Below are 17,366 nucleotides of genomic sequence, written 5' to 3'. Positions count from 1 at the left end.
GAAGCCATGTGACCCGAAGCCATGTGAGTGACCCACCTCACACCCGCCCATGTCACACCCCCGCCACTCCACCCGTCGTAACCGTGAATCCACCGGAACGACCTCCAGGAGCGCATCCATGGACCCCCGCCTCAACCCCTTCGCCATCCCCGCCACCGCAAAGATCATCAAGCACTTCAACGCGGCCGGAAAGGTGGTCTCGGACTCCACCCTCCCCGCCGCCACCCAGGAGCTGGTGAAGATCCGCGCGAGCCAGATCAACGGCTGCGGCTTCTGCCTCGACATGCACACCAAGGAGGCCGCGCACGCGGGCGAGACCCAGCTCCGGCTGAACATGGTCGCCGCCTGGCGCGAGGCCACCGTGTTCACCGACGCCGAGCGCGCCGCACTCGAACTGGCCGAGCAGGGCACCCGCCTCGCCGACACCCCCGGTGCCGTCACCGACGAGGCGTGGGCGAACGCGGCCAAGCACTACGACGAGGACCAGCTCGCCGCCCTGGTCTTCCTCATCGGCCTCATCAACGCCTACAACCGCATGAACGTCATGATCCGCATGCCCGCCGGCGACTACCAGGTCGGCCAGTTGGCCTGAGCCGAAACCGGGTCGAAGCCGGGCCGGGCCGAGCCAGACCGGGCCGGGCCGGGCCGGGTCGAACCAACCCCGGCCCGCAACCTCCTCACGCATCCGGAGGCGAGACGGCGTGTGCATCCCACCCCGCACACGCCCCTCGCTTATCGTCGGCCAAACACCGACATCCGGAGTGAAAATGGGAAAAACGGATGAGCTGGTGGGAGTGGTCGACGGGGCGGCGACGGTCGCCACCCCCACCGCTCCACCGGCCCGCCCCAGCCCCGTACGCCCCCTGCTCGCCCTCACCGCCGCGGCGGCCGTCGGGATCGCGGTGCTGCTGCTCGCCCGCGCGGGGGTGCTCGACCGCCCCGCCGTCCAGGCGTGGCGCACGGTCTGCCTGGCGATCACCGTGCAGGCGCTGCCGTTCCTGATCCTGGGCACCGTGCTGTCCGGCGCGATCAACGCTTTCGTCCCGGCCGACCTGTTCACCCGCGTGCTGCCCAAGCGGGCCGCGCTCGCCGTACCGGTCGCCGGAGTCGCGGGCGCGGTGCTGCCGGGGTGCGAATGCGCGTCCGTACCGGTGGCCAACAGCCTGATCCGGCGGGGCGTCACCCCGGCCGCCGCCTTCGCCTTCCTGCTGTCCGCGCCCGCGATCAACCCGATCGTGCTCACCGCCACGGCGGTCGCCTTCCCCGGCAACCCCGCGATGGTCGCCGCCCGGCTGGTCGCCTCGCTGGCCACCGCCGCCGTGATGGGCTGGCTGTGGCTCTGCTTCGGCAAGGAGAAGTGGCTGCGCCCGGCCGTACGGCACACCGGCCACCAGCACGGACACAGCCGCTGGGCCGAGTTCCGCCAGGGCTTCCAGCACGACTTCCTGCACGCCGGGGGCTTCCTGGTGCTCGGGGCGATGGCCGCGGCCACCTTCAACGTCGCCGTACCGCGCACCGTGCTCGACACCTTCTCGGGCTCGCCCTGGCTCTCCGTGCTGTTCCTCGCCGGGCTCGCCGTCCTGCTCGCCGTCTGCTCGGAGGCGGACGCCTTTGTGGCGGCCTCCCTCACAGGCTTCTCCCCCACAGCCCGGCTCGCTTTCATGGTGGTCGGCCCCATGGTGGACCTGAAGCTGATCGCCCTTCAGGCAGGCACCTTCGGCCGCGCCTTCGCCGTACGGTTCTCCGCCGCGACCACGGTCGTCGCCGTCGCCGCCAGCGCCCTGATCGGAGGCGCGCTGCTGTGAGACGCCTCGCCCAGACCGCCCTGCTCGCCCTCATCGGCGCGGGCCTGCTGCACACGGCCCTCTTCACCGACCTCTACCTGCGCTATGTCAAGGAGGGCCTGCGCCCCGTCCTGATCGCCTCCGGCATCGTCCTGCTGCTCCTCGCCGCGGTGAACGCCGTACTCGACCTGCGCCGAAGCGAAAACCCCGACGACGCCCACGCCCCGCACGACGCCCACGCCCCCCATGAACACACGCACGGCCACGACCACTCCACCGCCCCCAAGGTCGCCTGGCTCCTCGCCCTCCCCGCCCTGAGCCTCCTCCTCTACGCCCCGCCCGCCCTCGGCGCGTACACGGCGGCCCACTCCAACGGGAAGCCGGTGGAGACCGCCCCGAAGGAACGTTTCCCCGCCCTCCCCACCACCTCCCCGCTCCCCCTGACCCTCACCGCCTTCACCCAGCGCGTCCAGCAGGACCCCACGCTGGCGATCAAGGGCCGGCAGGTCCAGCTCACCGGTTTCGTCACCCCGGCCGGGGCAGGCGGCGGCTGGTACCTGACCCGGATCATCTTCACCTGCTGCGCCGCCGACTCCCAGACCGTGAAGGTCCGCGTCCACGGCACCGACGCCCCGCCCGCCAACACCTGGCTCGCGGTCACCGGCACCTGGCACCCCGCGGGCCGCCTCGGCACCAAGACCGCCGAGGCCGCGCTGGACGTCAAGGAGAGCCACCCCATCGCCCAGCCGGTCAACGCGTACACGGACGACCTCCCGCTGACCCCGTCGTAGCCCCGGACGGCCGCGCCGCACCCCGCCCCGCCCCCGCGATACCCTGGTGACCGGCCGCGCCTCACCCGCGCGGCGCGGCGGTGGGGCTCGCCGTACCCGAACCGCGGCATCGACGCCGCCGACAGTCCCTACTTGCGACGGAGTGCGCCCGCGTGCGCGGGTGCCGGCGAGTAGGAGACGTACGCCCATGACACGACCCACGACGAACGAACCCGTCGACCCCGACGTCGACCCGTGCTCTCCCGCCCGGTGGCAGGAAGCCTGGCGCGGTCAGGGCCCGGTCGTGGCGGTGGTCGCGGCCGGCGGCGCGATCGGCGCGACGGCCCGTTACGCGGCGTCGCTGCTGTGGCCGGTGGCGAACCCCGGCTTCCCCTGGACCACCCTGCTGGTCAACGTCACCGGCTGCGCGGTCATCGGCGTGTTCATGGTGCTGATCAGCGAGGTGTGGACGGCGCACCGGCTGGTCCGGCCGTTCTTCGGCACGGGGGTGCTGGGGGGCTTCACCACGTTCTCCACGTACGCCGTCGAGATCGAGCGGCTGGTGAACGCCGGTGAGGCGCGCACTGCCCTCGCCTATCTGGCCGCGACCCCGCTCGCGGCCCTCGGCTCGGCAGGGCTCGCGGTCGCGCTCACGCGGCGCGTCCTGGCCCGGAGGCAGCGATGACCACGACACGGCTGACCGGCGACGCCCTCAGGGTGACCCTCTTCGTCGGCGAGCACGACACCCACCACCACAAGCCGCTCTACAGCGAGATCGTGCGCCGCGCGCACGCGGCCGGCCTCGCGGGCGCCGGCGTGTTCCGGGGCATCGAGGGCTTCGACGCGTCCTCGCTCATCCACACCGCCCGGCACTCCCGGCGTCACCCGGGCAAGGAGAGGAAGGCGTGAACTGGCTTCTCGTGATCCTCGGCGGCATGGCCGGAGCCCCGCTGCGCTACCTCACCGACCGCGCCGTCCAGAAACGCCACGACGCCGTCTTCCCCTGGGGCACCTTCACCGTCAACGTCCTCGGCTGCTTCATCCTCGGCCTCCTGACGGGCGCGGTCGTAGCGGGCGCCGCCTCCTCCCACATCCAACTCCTCATAGGCACCGGCCTCTGCGGCGCCCTCACCACGTACTCCACCTTCTCCTACGAGACTCTCCGCCTGACGGAGGACGGCGCCCGCTTCATGGCCGCGGCCAACGTCGTCGCCAGCGTGGTGGCGGGCCTGGGCGCGGCGTTCGTGGGGACGGCGTTCGCGGAGGCGATCTGGGGTTGATGCGGACTCGTACGCCCCCTGAGCCATGGCCCGAACACCTCATCAACCCCCAAGGTCTCAGGGCCATTTACGGCACCAGACTCCCGCCCCTCGCCGCCGTCTCACCCTCCACCTCGACCTGCCGTACCCCGCCGAACCGCCCCGGAAGTGGGTGCCTCCCCGCGCAGCATTCTGGTGAACCAGGCGCCGTAGCGGTTCCCCACCGTCAGATTGCCTGATCGTGATCTTTACGCGGCTGACCAGGGCCTCGTTGATCCATTAACGTCTAGCCGCACGTGGCTGACGAGATCCACCGCGGCCACCGTGGACCGGCGCGGCAGTGTCCGGCCACGAACGGGGGCGCCGCACGGCGGCACATAATCGCATCAATAAGGGGGCGTGGCGTGGGGGCATCGACCCGGACGTCGACTGAAGCACTGCCTGGACGTGGCCGCCGCAGCGGGGGCGGGAGCCTCGCGGCCGGTGCGGCCGCCATGGTTCTGGCGGTTGCAGGAACAGCGGTCCCGCTCGCCACGGCCGCGCAGGCCGCCCAGGTGACGACCGCGGCGAATCCGTCCCAGGAGGTCGTGATCCCGCCCGCCGACCGGGCCACACCTCGTGAGGACACCCCGCTGGCGGCAACCGGCACCGGCTTTCTGCACCAGCAGGAGGGCAGGGACGGCTACACCTGGACCGACTTCGCGAGCGGCACCCCGACGCAGGTGCCCGGCCTGCAGACCCTGCCGGCCAACGCGCTCGTACGTCCCGTCGGCGCCGGTGGCGACCTGCTTGCCATCTCACCGAGCCCGGCCCGGGGCGCCGCCTGGTACACCGTGCTCGATCCGCACACCGGTGAGCGGCGGGACATACAGCTCCCGGCGCACCACACCTTCCGGGGGACCGTCGGCGGCAAGGTGCTGGCACTGGAGTCCGCGACCAGCACCACCAGCTCCGCCGGGGTGCTCCTGGACCCGGCAGCCTCCGCCGCGCAGCCGCTGCAGATCACCGGCCTGCCCGAGGGTGCCAGCCTGAGCAGCCTCTCCCTGCAGCAGCAGGCCACGGACGACCGCGGCGCGGTGATCTCCTTCCGGCAGGACGGCGCGTACCGCTACGGACTGCTGGACCCTGCGACGGCCGTGATCACCCCGCTCCCCGAGGCGATGAGCGGCGAGGGACTCAACATCCTGCTGAGCGCCGACCGGATCGCCTGGTGGGGGCACGGCTACGCCGGCCTGCGCTGGCTGCCGCGAGGGGACTTCTCCACCGGTACGGAGGAGTTTCCGCTCCCCGACGACGCGTTCCCTTTGGCGCTGCTCGGCGACACCCTCCTGACCTCTTCACCCGACACCACCTCGGGTACCGCGCTCGGCCCGCGGCTGACCGCCCGCCCGCTCGACGGCACGGAGCCGACCACCGTGCTCGAGCACCTCGCGCTCGCATCGGATTCTCCGCCCCAGGCGGCGGACGGAAGCGCCCTGGTCGTCGGCGGTACCGGCAGCGGCGACTGGGCGGTACACCGCTTCACCGCGCGCCCCGAAGGGACACCGGCACACGAGGTGGCCCAGCCGCTGCCCCCGGTGTCCGCCAAGCTTCTGGGACTGAGCCTGTACCGGGGCACCCTCGGCCGGGTGGACAGCACCGAGGGCAGGATCTCCATCCATCAGCAGGACATCGGCACCGGGCCGGTCCCTGTCGCGGGAGCGGCCGAGCCCCTGCCCGTGGGCATGCCCTCGTCCACCGTGCGCTGCGCGACGGGTGAGGACTGTGTACGGATGGTGGAGGGCAACGAGTACGGGGTCTCCTTCCTCTCCGAGACGGGCGGGCGAACGTACCTGGAGACCCGGGTGGACCCCTACACCTCGCACGTGCGGGTGCAGTTGCCCGGCAGCGGCGGCGCAGTGCGGGACGCCTCCCCCTCGTACGTGGTGGTGGACGGCGGTTCCCCGAAGACCCAGTATCTGATCGACCCGGGCTACGGCCGGGTGATCCGCAGCCGCCCGGTGCAGGCCGCGGCGCTCTGGTACTCCACCCTGTGGAGCGCGGCCCCCGCCGCCCCCGGAACGCTGACCGCGGAGCGGTTGACCTCGGACGCCACCGTGCCCGGCAAGCCCGTGCGCACCGTGCGGACCGGTGCCGCCTGTGTGCCCACCGAACTGCAGGCGACCGCGCGATGGCTGTACTGGTCCTGCGGCGCCGACAAGCAGGCCGGCGTCTACGACCTGACGAACAATCACGGTTTCGCCGTGCCGTCGGGCCCCGCCATGCTCGGGGACGGCTATGTGATCCGGCACGACCGTGCGGCGGGCGAGCTCAAACTGACCGACTTCCACACCGGCAGCCCGCTCGCGGAGCGCTCCTTCGCCGCTCTCCCCGCCGGCCCGCTCGCGGACGACCGCGGGATCACATGGACGGTGGACAAGTACAGCGGTCATGTCGCCTACGCGGACGCCGACCGCCGCGTGCACGTGGCGGCGGACGGCGTGCCGGACTCCGGCCCGGTCGTGGGGGAGGAATACACCAACGGGAACGTCGCGCCCAGGGAGCCCTCGTCGTACTACTCGACCTGGACGGCCTCGTTCCATCTGAGCCGCCCCGTGGACTCCTGGCAGGTGGACATCGCCCAGAAGGCGACCGGGCGCAGGGTGGCCACGCTGAGGGGCGGAGCCGTACGAAGCCGCTACCCCGTCCAGGCCTCGTGGAACGGCAGGGAGCCGAACGGCGCTCTCCCCCCGAGCGGCACCTACACCTACCAGTTGACCGCTCGCGTCGGCGGCGGGACCGCGCCGGTGAAGGTGGGAAGCGGCCTCCTCCAGGTGCTGTGCGGCGCCCTCCCGACCCATGTCTACGACTGCGACGGATTCCCCGACATGGTGGCGGTCCGCAAGGACGGCCGGACCGACTCGTGGGAGGGTCATCCCCAGGGGCACTTCTACAACCGCAGCTACACCGCTGACTGGCCGACCTCCTCCACCCTGGTGCCGGTCGGCGACATCAACGGCGACGGGTACGCGGACATGCTGGTCCGCAACTCCGCAGGCGAGCTGCGGGCGTACTGGGGCTTCGGGCAGGTGTACTTCGCCCGGGGAAGCAACAAGTCCACCCTCCTCGGCAAGGGCTGGAACACGTACGACATGCTGACCTCGGCCGGGGATCTCAACCGGGACGGCCACTCCGACCTCTTGACCCGTGACCGGTCCGGAGCCCTGTGGTTCCACGCCGGCACCGGCAAGGGAACGTTCAAGTCCCGGGTGCGCGTCGGCACCGGACTGTCCGGCTATACGGCGCTGGTGGGAGTGGGTGACCTCAACGGCGACAGAACCGGCGACCTCCTGGGCCGGGACAAGGCCGGCAACCTCTACCGCTGGTACGGAAACGGAAAGGGCGGCTTCGGGGGGCGAGTGAAGATCGCCGCCGGTTTCCGCACGTACAACGCGCTGGTCGGTGTGGGCGACCTGACCCAGGACGGGCGCAACGACCTCGTCGCCCGCGACACCTCGGGCAACCTGTACCGCTGGGCGGGCAACGGCAAGGGCGGCTTCGGCGGACGTGTGAAGATCGGCACTGGCTGGGGCCTCTACAAGGCGCTGTCCTGACGGCCGGGAACGACGCGGTACCCGCGACCGCCACGCCCCGCACGTGACAAGGGCGTGACGGGTATGAACTTGTCCGCTCTCGTCGCAGTCGTGATGATGGCGGCATGTCTGAGAACGGGGACCGGAAGGCGGGTTCGGGCATTGCGCCCGCCCAGGCGGCGGAAGTGGCGGCTCGCAGACGGGCGTTCGCCGAGCTGCTCGGGGAGTTCCGCCGTACTCCCGTGCTCGTAGCGCTGGGCGGCGACCCGGGCGGCGAACAAGCTTTGCTGACCGCCGACTTCAACGGCATCCGTTTCATCCTGGCCTTCTCCGACGAGCAGGCGCTCGCCCGGTACGCCACCGCGCGCGGGGAGTCGGCGCGGGAGTGGCCGTATCAACGCATTCTGGGTGCACGGCTGTTGGACCTGGCGGTGCCCGCCGCGGGCGTGCCGTGCGGGGTGGCGCTGGACTGTGCGGACGGGTCTGACGGGATGGTGTTCCCGCCGGTCGCGGGGATCGTGCCGGACGAGGCGGCGGTGGACCTGGACGACGAGACGCGGCACGGGGGTGCGGTATGAGCGGCGAGGGCGGGATGGATCTCCAGGCGCAAGGCCTGGAGGAGATCGCCAAGGGCCTGACGGAGGCGCTGGGTGAACTGGGCGAGCTGGGCATGGTCGGCCAGGCCGGCGCGGGCCGGGGCTTCTCCGGAATCGCCCTGTCGGGGCTGGAGTTGGGTCACGAGGGCCTCACCGGTGAGCTGAAGACGTTCTGCGAACGCTGGGAGTGGGGCGTACGGGCCCTGATCGCGGAGGGCAACGCCTTCGCGCAGAAGACCGACCTCTCGGCGGGCACGTACTACGAGACCGAGCAGTACCTCAAGGGCAGCGTGAAGATCGTCGCCAACTCGGCGGTGGGCAACCCGTACGCCTCCGAGGAGGACGTGGAGAGGATGGGCTGGGGGGACATCGCCAAGTCCGGCCGTACGGTGGACTATTCGCAGGAGTCCTTCGAGCAGGCGTGGGAGAACAGCAAGCAGGGCTGGAAGGACGCCGGCCGGGACGCGATGACCGCACCCCTGCTCGGCACGGTCCCCGTCACCCCGGAGACCATGCACGGCGCGCTGGGCGTGTCGGACAAGGAGTACGACCAGTTCCTCGACGACACCTTCGGCCCGTCGCCGGAGGCCCGCGCGAAGGCCGCCGAGCAGCAGGGCGGTGAGGGCTGATGGGGCTGGGAGATCTCACCAACTCGCTGCTGGGCGGCGCCGAGGACCTGTACGACAAGGGTAAGAAGAAGGCCGGCGAACTCGTCGACGAGGGCACGGACAAGCTCGGCGGCGCGATGGACCGAGTCGGCCTGCACGACTGGGCCGACGGTGTGGAGGACTGGGGCGACGAGGTCGCCTCCGACCTGGGCGCGACGCCGGGCGAGCAGCAGCTCGGCCAGACCGAGCAGGCCGACGAACTCGTCCACGGCAAGCCGGAGAAGATCCGCGAGAGCGCGAAGCACCTGAAGGACTTCCACGGCGCGTTCGACAAGGTCGGCTCGGGCCTGAAGAAGATCGACTCGGCGGGCTGGAAGGGTGAGGGCGGCGACGCCTTCCGCGAGAAGTTCGGCGTCCACCCCGCCAAGTGGGCCCACGCGGCCGAGGCGTGCGGCTCGGCGGCGGCCGCGCTGGAACGGTACGCCGACACGGTCACCTGGGCGCAGAAACAGGCCGCGGAGGCCGTCGAGCTGTACAAGAAGGGCACGAAGGCGTTCGACGACGCGGCGGACGATTATCAGAAGAAGGCCGACGCCTACAACGCCAAGGCCCGCGCGGGCGAGGACCCCGGCGCCAAGCCGGTGCAGGACATGCAGGCGGGCAAGACCGACCGCGACGCCGCCGCGAACAAGCTGAACGAGGCCCGCAAGCAGCGCAACACCGCCGCCGCCGAGGCTCAGGGCAAGGTCAAGGCCGCCCTCGCCCACGCCCCCGCCGAGCCCCCGCCGCTGGAACGCCTCGGCCACGACTTCACCGACGGCTTCCAGGCCGCCAACACGGAACTGACCCACGTCGTCGGCGGCGCCCTCAAGGGCACGGCCGGCCTGGTCAACTTCGCCCGCGGCCTCAACCCGACCGACCCGTACAACCTGACCCACCCGGCGGCGTACCTCCAGAACGTCAACATGACGCTGTCGGGGCTGGTGTCCGCGGGGACGCATCCCGAGCGCACGGTGCAGGCCGTGGTGGACGGGCTGAAGAAGGACCCGTCGGAGTTCGTCGGCCGCCTGATCCCGGAACTGATCGGCACCAAGGGCGCGGGGCTGGCGCGCGGCGGGCTCCGGCTCGCCATGAAGGAGGGCGCGGAGGAGGCCGCGAGCCAGGGCATCCGCCGTACCGCCCGGAACGTGGTGGAGAAGGACGCGGACGACGTGGCCCGGCGTCCGGGCGAGAAGATCTGCGAGAAGGACCCGGTCGACGTCGCCACCGGCCGCATGGTGCTGCCGCAGACCGACGTGGCGCTGCCGGGTGTGCTTCCGCTGGTGGTCAAGCGGCAGTTCGAGTCGTCGTACCGGCTCGGCGGCTGGTTCGGCCCGTCCTGGTCCTCGACGCTGGACCAGCGGCTGGAGGTCGACACCGAGGGCGTGGTGTTCGTCGGCGAGGACGGCCTCGTCCTGGCCTACCCGCACCCCGCGCCCGGCGTACCGACCCTGCCCTCGCACGGCCCGCGGTGGCCGCTGGACCGGGTGGAGGGCGGCTACACCCTCACCGACCCGGAGTCCGGGCACACGCGGCACTTCGCCGACCGCTCCGACACCCTCGCGGTCCTGGAGCAGCTCGACGACCGCAACGGCAACTGGATCACCTTCGAGTACGACGCCGACGGCGCGCCCAGCGCCCTCGTCCACAGCGGCGGCTACCACCTGGGGATATCCACCGCGGAGGGCCGCGTCACCGCCCTCCGCCTCACGGGCGCCGACCAGGAGCTGTTCCGCTACGGCCACACCGGCGGCCACCTCACCGAGGTCACCAACTCCTCCGGCCGCCCCACCCGCTTCACCTACGACGACTCGGCCCGCATCACCTCCTGGACCGACACCAACGACAGCCACTTCACCTACGGCTACGACGACCAGGACCGCTGCGTCCACCAGTCCGGCGCCGAGGGCCACCTGCGCTCCACCTTCGCCTACGGCGACCCCGACCCGGCCACCGGCGACACGGTCACCGCCATCACCGACTCCCTCGGCCACACCAGCCGCTACCGCGTCGACCGCCACTGCCAGGTCGTCGCCGAGACCGACCCGCTCGGCGCCACCACCCGCTACCGGCGCGACCGCCGCAACCGCCTGCTGTCGGTGACCGATCCACTCGGCCACACCACGGAGTTCCACCGCGACGTCGACGGCAACCCGGTGAAGGTGATCCGCCCCGACGGCCGCGAGGCCCGTGCCGAGTACGACGCGCTCGGCCTCCCGGTGAAGGTCACCCGCCCCGACGGCACCACCGTCCGCCAGACCTACGACGACCGCGGCAACCTCACCTCGATCACCGACGCGGCGGGCCAGACCACCCACTTCGCTTACGACGGCGCCGGCCACCTGATCTCCGTCACCGACCCGCTCGGACACGCCACCACCATCGTCACCGACCGCGCCGGCCTCCCGCTGCGCGTCACCGACCCGCTGGGCGCGACCACGTCCTACGAGCGCGACGCCTTCGGCCGCCCGGTCGCGATCACCGACCCCACCGGCGCGGTGACCCGCCTGGAGTGGACGGTGGAGGGCCACCTGACCCGCCGTACGGCACCGGACGGCACGAGTGAGTCGTGGACGTACGACGGCGAGGGCAACCGCACCACCCACACCGACGCCCTCGGCCAGGTCTCCCGCTTCGAGTACACCCACTTCGACCTCCTGACGGCCCGCACCGGCCCGGACGGCGTACAGCACGCCTTCACCTACGACACCGAGCTGAGGCTGACGGAGGTCACCAACCCGCAGGGGCTCAAGTGGAGTTACACGTACGACCCGGCGGGACGCCTCGCGGCGGAGACGGACTTCGACGACCGCACGCTGACGTACGCCTACGACCCCGCGAGCCGTCTCACCGCCCGCACCAACGCGCTCGGCGAGACCATCGTCTTCGAGCGGGACGAGCTGGGCCGTACCGTCCGCAAGGACGCGGATGGCGCGGTCACCACGTACGCCTTCGACCTCACCGGCCAACTGGCCGAAGCGGTCGGCCCGGACGGCGGCACCCTCCAGATCCTGCGCGACCGGTACGGCCGCATCGTCTCCGAGACGGTCGACGGCCGCACGCTGACCTACACGTACGACGCCCTCGGCCGCCGTACCGGCCGCACCACCCCCACCGGCGCCACGACCACCTGGTCCTACGACGCGGCGGGCCGCCGTACCGGCATGGTCGCCTCCGGCCGCGGCATCGACTTCACCTATGACGCGGCGGGCCGTGAAGTCGGCCGCCACATAGGCGAGTCACTCTCCCTGGAGCACACCTTCGACGTGCTGGGCCGCCTCAAGGCCCAGTCGGTACGGACGGCGCGCGGCGGCCTCCTGCGCCACCGCGCGTACGAGTACCGGGCGGACGGCAACGTCACCCGCATCGACGACGACCTCTCCTCCCGCACCTTCGACCTGGACGCCACCGGCCGGGTCACGGCGGTCCACGCGGCCGGCTGGACGGAGCGGTACGCGTACGACGAGGCGGGCAACCAGACCGAGGCGAGCTGGCCGTCGACCCACCCGGGCGCCGAGGCGACGGGCCCGCGCGCCTACGCCGGCACGCGCATCACCCGGGCGGGCGGCATCCGCTACGAACACGACGTCCTCGGCCGCACGGTCCTCCGCCAGAAGACCCGGCTCTCCCGGCGCCCGGACACCTGGCGCTACGAATGGGACACCGAGGACCGCCTCACCGCGGTCACCACCCCGGACGGCACCCGCTGGCACTACACCTACGACCCCCTGGGCCGCCGCACGGCCAAGCTCCGCATGGCGGGCGAGGCGGTGGTGGAGCGCGTGGTGTTCACCTGGGACGGCACGACTCTCTGCGAACAGACCACGTCCGCGCCCGAGTTGCCCCACCCGGTCACCCTCACCTGGGACCACCAGGGCCTCCACCCGGTCACCCAGACAGAACGCATCACCACCTCCGACACGGACATCGACTCCCGCTTCTACGCCATCGTCACCGACCTGATCGGCACCCCGACGGAGCTGATCGACGAACAGGGCGAAACAGCCTGGCGCACCCGCAGCACCCTGTGGGGCACGACGGCCTGGGCAGCCAACAGCACGGCGTACACGCCACTCCGCTTCCCGGGCCAGTACTTCGACCCTGAGACGGGGCTGCATTACAACTACTTCCGGCATTACGACCCGGAGACGGCGCGGTATCTGTCACAGGACCCACTGGGTCTGATCCCGGGACCGAACCCCCTTGTTTATGTGCCCAACCCGCATGTGTGGGTGGACCCACTGGGGCTCAAATGTGAGGAACCCGAACTGCCGGAGGGTTATACCCCTCGGCCTGCCTTGAATGATCCATATCATCCGGATGTGGTGGACCAGCGCGTAGCTGACACGCGGGAGGTCTATGGCGTCCGTGAACGTACTCCGAGCAGCATGATCGGAGAGCATGGAACACAGGTCACGAGTAAAACCATGTGGGAGCACGGGCCGTATCGCATCGATGTGGAGAATCCGAATCCTGGTCAACGACCCGGACAGATGCACTTCCAGGATGTGAGTAACCCGACTGCCAAGTACCAGTACAATTTCGTTGATGGGAAATTCGAGGGACTTCCGCGATCCATTGAGCGTCAGATCGCCAACGTTCGCGGCTTCAATGCGGGAATCCGTAAGGGACTTAGTATGCTGGGAGAGGGTTGACCGTGAGGATGAATGCAGCGATGAGGGGCTTCCTGGATGCGGGTTTTCCGCCCGTCCAGGCGGATGACACGCCTCCCGCGTTCAGGGAAATCGCCGAGGCGGGGTGGTTCGTCGACGATCGAGGCGCTGTCCTTCTGATTGCGTTGAATCGATCGAGTGGTCAGCCCGATCTGGAGGACTACAATGATATTACCTATTTCGAGGCGCGGGCGAACGGCCGTGGAATGATGGACTACGACTTGAGTGTGTCGGACCCGGAGAGGCAAGAAATTCTTCTCCGGCGCTCGCTCGCCTATGCCTGCCTTGCGCTCCGGAGTGTGTCCGAGCAAATCAAGACGCCTGTGCGTGCCTACATCTCCATGTCCAAAGGCGGCCTGTCGGATGAGACCCTAACGGCGAATGTCACCTTCAGTACTGTCCGAGACGACGTAGCGGCCTACATCGATGATATCGACCAGTACCAAGAAGAAGCTTTGCTGGAGCTGACCAGTTCCGATGCTGAAAGGTTGCTGGCCCAGCCTGGTCTGTGATCACACCGCCTTGGAGGTGATCACCTCGGCTCTATGAGGGAAATCAGGCCGGAGGGTGCCGTTCCTCGCGTCCCGGATTGTGAATTATGTCGAATGAAATCGATCGGGACTGGGTGGCGGTGCTGCAAAGTTGCGGTCTTCAGGTTCAGGATCATGCCAGCGATGCTCTGCCAATAGATTCCGCCTTCTGTGCGGTGAATGGAGTCGATGTCGAGCCGGTAGCTTCGATTCCTTTTTCTTCGCCTGCTGCGATGAGTAAGCTGAGTTGTCTTTGGCATTCCCAGTGGTTTTGGTTTTTTCTGGAGATTTCTTGTACCCTGGTGACGAAGAGGTTTTCGGTACCGTCGGTGAATGGCCGGAGATTGAGGAAAGTGGAGCGCGTGTACTGAGCTGGCGCTCCGACGAGGGGGATCTGCTGCTGGATGTCTACCGCGAGGGCGCCACGCGGCACACGTTCACATCCACTCCCTCAACTGTCGGCGCGCAGATCGACTTCTCTGTAGGCGAGTGTGCCAGCGGCATGGAAATCGATATCTCCCCCCGAATTTCAGTTCAGGACCGGCTCCTCTTCCAGTGAAGGAGGGATTTATGCCGGAGGGAAAGTTGGTAGCGTCAACGGAACGCCCAGAACCGGATCTGGCCGTACTGCTCACCCCGGACGGAAACCTGGCCCCTGCCTGGCTGAGCGGAAAGTCGGTGACGCCTCTCGCCGTTGGCGGGCGGCTGGGCGAGGTCCTGGCTGACCGGGTGACGGCCGGTTGCCGCTCGATCAGCGCCACCCACCTCCGGACCCCCGATCACCAGGGCGCGCTACTTTTCCCGGCCCCCGGCCACGTCCTGCTGGCCGGCACCAAGCCCTTCATGGCGGCAGCCGTCCCGGAGGGCATCGACGCAGCCCGAGCCCGCTTCACCCGCTACGCCCACAAACAAGCGGCCCGGCCCCCCGAACTCCTCGCGGTGGCAGCCGCGTGTGCCCCGACCCACTACGCCTGGTCCGACGCCGCAGAGGTGCCCCCGGACACCGCGACTGCACACCACCTGCACCTACTCCGAGAGTTCACCAACGGCACCCCCCCCAGCCCCCGCCTTCGCTCACACCTGGTGGCAGACCCGCCGAACCGCACAGTCGAACGGCGAACGAATCAGGGGCCCTCTGGAAGAACTCTTCAACCACGTCTTCCTGCTCCTGGAGGACTACGAAGTCGCCCCCGAACTGGCCGAGCCCACCGATCTCACGGCCACAGAACTCCGAGCAGCGGTGACCGAGACATACCGGAACGGATCGGCCGCAAGCCCCTGAGGACCGCGCAGCGACTTGTCGATGCACAGGCTGTGGAAGCCCTCGGGTCGCCATGCCTCGGGCGTCCGTGGTTGCTTCCACAACCCCGGTCACCGGGGGGCAACCATCCCCCGACCTGGGAAGTCTGGGTCGGCATGAAGCGATCCCTTCGCCCGCTGGACACCGGGCCCATAGGCCGGCGCACCGCGCAAGTGCTCGCCGTCGGCGTCGTGACGGCCGCCGCCGGTGGTCTGCTGGTCGTCACGGGCGGTACCGCCGAGGCCGCGGTGACCTGTGCCTCTCCCGTCTTCAAGCGGACGTTCTACGCGAACACCGGCTTCTCCGGTACGCCGAGGAAGACGGACTGCGACTCCGTGATCGACGAGAACTGGGGTGCCGGGGCTCCCGCGTCGGGGCTGCCCAAGGACAACTTCGGCGTCCGCTGGACGGTGACACGGGACTTCGGCTCCGGCGGACCGTTCTCGTTCGCCGCCCAGGCGCGTGACGGCATCCGCGTCTACCTGGACGGCGTGCGCAAGACCGACCTCTGGCAGAACGTCTCGACGACCCGCTCGAAGACCGTCAACGTCACCATCCCCTCCGGCACCCACACCCTCCGCATCGACTACGTCAACTGGACCGGCGCCGCCAACGCCAAGTTCACGTACGCGCCGCGCACCTCACGCGACGTCGACAAGGTGAAGCCGCTGGTCCCGACGGGCACCTCCCTGTCGTACTCCGCGCACAACGCCAGGTTCGGCTGGGCGCGCGGCAAGGAGATGGACCTCGCGGGCTACCGCGTCTACCGCCGGCTCAAGGGCGCCTCGTACGGCGGCAAGCCGCTCGCGACGACGACCGCCACCTCGTACACGGACACCTCTCTGCCCCGGAACGGCGCGGTCTACTACTACGAGGTCCGGGCCGTCGACAAGGCGGGCAACGAGTCCGCCGGTACCGCGGACCAGGGCATCACCACCGCCGACGAGACGGCACCCGCCGCGCCCAAGGGCGTCGACCGGAACTGGTCGATGGACAAGGTCACCGACGTCTACCTGGACTGGGAGCCGAACACCGAGTCCGACCTCGCCGGTTACCGCGTCTACCGGTCCACCGGCAAGCCGGTCGCCGTCACCCCGGCGAACCTGGTGAGCGGGAGCACGCCGCTCCCCCGCCCCGCGTACTACGGGACGCTGCCGCAGACCGGTGAGTGGTACTACTACGTCGTCACCGCCGTCGACAAGCACGGCAACGTGTCGGCGCCGTCCGCCGCGAGCCAGGAGTTCATGACGCGGGACGAGACACCGCCGAACGAGACGGCGCTCAACGCGCGGGCCGTCGAGAGCGAGGCCGGGGTCACGGTGAGCTGGGACAAGTCGACGGCCACGAGCGACGACTTCGTCGGCTACCGGGTCTACCGGTCGACCTCGCCCAGGCCCGAGGGGACGAAGATGCAGGGGCAGCTCGTCGGTGAGCACGTGCGGGGCACGTCCTTCATCGACAGGGCCCCCGGGCCCGGCGTCACCTACCACTACTGGGTCGTGGCCGCGGACGACACCGGGTGTCTCGGCACGCCGTCGCTGGACATGGAGGTGCCCGTCCGGGGGAACACCACCGCACCGCCCGCGGTGACCGGCCTGACCGTCACGCCGAAGGAGAACGGCGTCTCGCTCGCATGGGAGCCGAGCGGCGACCCCGGTCTCGACCACTACGAGATCCTGCGCGGCACCCGCGCCGACGGGCAGTGGACGTACACGCCGCTGATCGACCCCGTGACCCTGCGGGCCTGGGAACTCACCGGGACGCACCACCACGACCGGGTCCCCGCCGACGGTGAGCAGGTCCGCTACAGCGTCATCGCCGTCGACCAGTACGGCAATGCGCTCACCCCGGACGGCGGGGCCGCGGTCGCCGACGTGACCGAGCTGGACCTCAGCCCGGACGCCGGCGCGACCCCGGCCGCGACCGGGGCCCCGCTCACGTCGCTCAGCACGCATTGGTACGGCGATCACGGCTGGGTCCCCTGGATACTGTCCCCCGAGGCCGACGAGGGCGGACGTCGGGCGACCGGCTTCAACGTCTACCGCTGGAACCCCGCCACCCACGCCTTCGACAAGCTCACCGCGACGCCGGTGCCCCGCGAGGAAGACGGGTACTGGGACACGACGCTCCCCCAAGGAACGTCGTCCTTCTACCGCGTGACCGTCGTGTTCGACGACGGAACGGAGTCGGGAGCCACCCAGACAGCGCTGGCCGCCGACTGACGCCGACCGGTCC

General features: G+C 70.1%; 12 protein-coding genes and 1 pseudogene. All 13 read left to right on the top strand.

Annotated elements, in window-relative coordinates; translation table 11 throughout:
- The first annotated feature begins 118 nt into the window (after positions 1–118).
- The 13 genes and pseudogenes from ACZ3HQ_RS09925 (at position 119) to ACZ3HQ_RS09865 (ending at position 17,353) form a co-directional block, all read left to right on the top strand.
- The gene (locus ACZ3HQ_RS09925; RefSeq protein ID WP_467509207.1) at positions 119–592 is read left to right on the top strand and encodes a carboxymuconolactone decarboxylase family protein; all 474 of its coding nucleotides are present in this window, start codon (positions 119–121) and stop codon (positions 590–592) included.
- 175 nt (positions 593–767) lie between these two features.
- Positions 768–1,805 carry a permease gene (locus tag ACZ3HQ_RS09920; protein ID WP_467509206.1) on the top strand — a complete coding sequence of 346 codons (1,038 nt, stop codon included), beginning with the start codon at positions 768–770 and terminating at the stop codon, positions 1,803–1,805.
- On the top strand, positions 1,802–2,575 hold the full coding sequence (locus ACZ3HQ_RS09915) for a TIGR03943 family putative permease subunit (protein ID WP_467509205.1): 774 nt from the start codon (positions 1,802–1,804) through the stop codon (positions 2,573–2,575). Before ACZ3HQ_RS09920 ends, ACZ3HQ_RS09915 begins: the two co-directional genes overlap by 4 nt.
- 187 nt (positions 2,576–2,762) lie before the next feature.
- Entirely contained in the window at positions 2,763–3,239 is a 477-nt protein-coding gene (locus ACZ3HQ_RS09910) for a fluoride efflux transporter FluC (RefSeq protein ID WP_467509204.1), read from the top strand.
- Positions 3,236–3,424: pseudogene (locus ACZ3HQ_RS09905) on the top strand (DUF190 domain-containing protein); the annotation flags it as partial. The gene ACZ3HQ_RS09910 and the pseudogene ACZ3HQ_RS09905, both read left to right, overlap by 4 nt.
- A 35-nt stretch (positions 3,425–3,459) precedes the next feature.
- The gene (gene crcB / locus ACZ3HQ_RS09900) at positions 3,460–3,834 is read left to right on the top strand and encodes a fluoride efflux transporter CrcB (protein ID WP_467509203.1); all 375 of its coding nucleotides are present in this window, start codon (positions 3,460–3,462) and stop codon (positions 3,832–3,834) included.
- A 473-nt stretch (positions 3,835–4,307) separates the two neighbouring features.
- The gene (locus ACZ3HQ_RS09895; RefSeq protein WP_467509202.1) at positions 4,308–7,406 is read left to right on the top strand and encodes an FG-GAP repeat domain-containing protein; all 3,099 of its coding nucleotides are present in this window, start codon (positions 4,308–4,310) and stop codon (positions 7,404–7,406) included.
- Between the two features lie 104 nt (positions 7,407–7,510).
- Positions 7,511–7,963, top strand: coding sequence for a hypothetical protein (locus tag ACZ3HQ_RS09890; protein WP_467509201.1), 453 nt, complete (start codon positions 7,511–7,513; stop codon positions 7,961–7,963).
- Positions 7,960–8,610, top strand: coding sequence for a hypothetical protein (locus ACZ3HQ_RS09885; RefSeq protein ID WP_467509200.1), 651 nt, complete (start codon positions 7,960–7,962; stop codon positions 8,608–8,610). Before ACZ3HQ_RS09890 ends, ACZ3HQ_RS09885 begins: the two co-directional genes overlap by 4 nt.
- The gene (locus tag ACZ3HQ_RS09880; RefSeq protein WP_467509199.1) at positions 8,610–13,283 is read left to right on the top strand and encodes a putative T7SS-secreted protein; all 4,674 of its coding nucleotides are present in this window, start codon (positions 8,610–8,612) and stop codon (positions 13,281–13,283) included. Before ACZ3HQ_RS09885 ends, ACZ3HQ_RS09880 begins: the two co-directional genes overlap by 1 nt.
- A 20-nt stretch (positions 13,284–13,303) precedes the next feature.
- Complete coding sequence (locus tag ACZ3HQ_RS09875; RefSeq protein WP_467509198.1) at positions 13,304–13,813, top strand: hypothetical protein; 510 nt, start codon at positions 13,304–13,306, stop codon at positions 13,811–13,813.
- A gap of 271 nt (positions 13,814–14,084) precedes the next feature.
- On the top strand, positions 14,085–14,390 hold the full coding sequence (locus ACZ3HQ_RS09870; RefSeq protein WP_467509197.1) for a hypothetical protein: 306 nt from the start codon (positions 14,085–14,087) through the stop codon (positions 14,388–14,390).
- Between the two features lie 857 nt (positions 14,391–15,247).
- A complete protein-coding gene (locus ACZ3HQ_RS09865) occupies positions 15,248–17,353 on the top strand; it encodes a PA14 domain-containing protein (protein ID WP_467509196.1) in 2,106 nt (701 codons plus the stop codon).
- Positions 17,354–17,366: the final 13 nt, after the last annotated feature.

This window comes from Streptomyces sp. NPDC018263, from assembly GCF_055562575.1.
This window is presented reverse-complemented; position numbering and strand designations above follow the sequence as displayed.

Bases quoted from the DNA above. Each gene is read 5' to 3' on its own strand.
- ACZ3HQ_RS09925 (WP_467509207.1), top strand. From the start codon at position 119: ATGGACCCCCGCCTCAACCCCTTCGCCATCCCCGCCACCGCAAAGATC.
- ACZ3HQ_RS09920 (WP_467509206.1), top strand. From the start codon at position 768: ATGGGAAAAACGGATGAGCTGGTGGGAGTGGTCGACGGGGCGGCGACG.
- ACZ3HQ_RS09910 (WP_467509204.1), top strand. From the start codon at position 2,763: ATGACACGACCCACGACGAACGAACCCGTCGACCCCGACGTCGACCCG.
- ACZ3HQ_RS09895 (WP_467509202.1), top strand. From the start codon at position 4,308: ATGGTTCTGGCGGTTGCAGGAACAGCGGTCCCGCTCGCCACGGCCGCG.
- ACZ3HQ_RS09890 (WP_467509201.1), top strand. From the start codon at position 7,511: ATGTCTGAGAACGGGGACCGGAAGGCGGGTTCGGGCATTGCGCCCGCC.
- ACZ3HQ_RS09885 (WP_467509200.1), top strand. From the start codon at position 7,960: ATGAGCGGCGAGGGCGGGATGGATCTCCAGGCGCAAGGCCTGGAGGAG.
- ACZ3HQ_RS09880 (WP_467509199.1), top strand. From the start codon at position 8,610: ATGGGGCTGGGAGATCTCACCAACTCGCTGCTGGGCGGCGCCGAGGAC.
- ACZ3HQ_RS09875 (WP_467509198.1), top strand. From the start codon at position 13,304: ATGAGGGGCTTCCTGGATGCGGGTTTTCCGCCCGTCCAGGCGGATGAC.
- ACZ3HQ_RS09865 (WP_467509196.1), top strand. From the start codon at position 15,248: ATGAAGCGATCCCTTCGCCCGCTGGACACCGGGCCCATAGGCCGGCGC.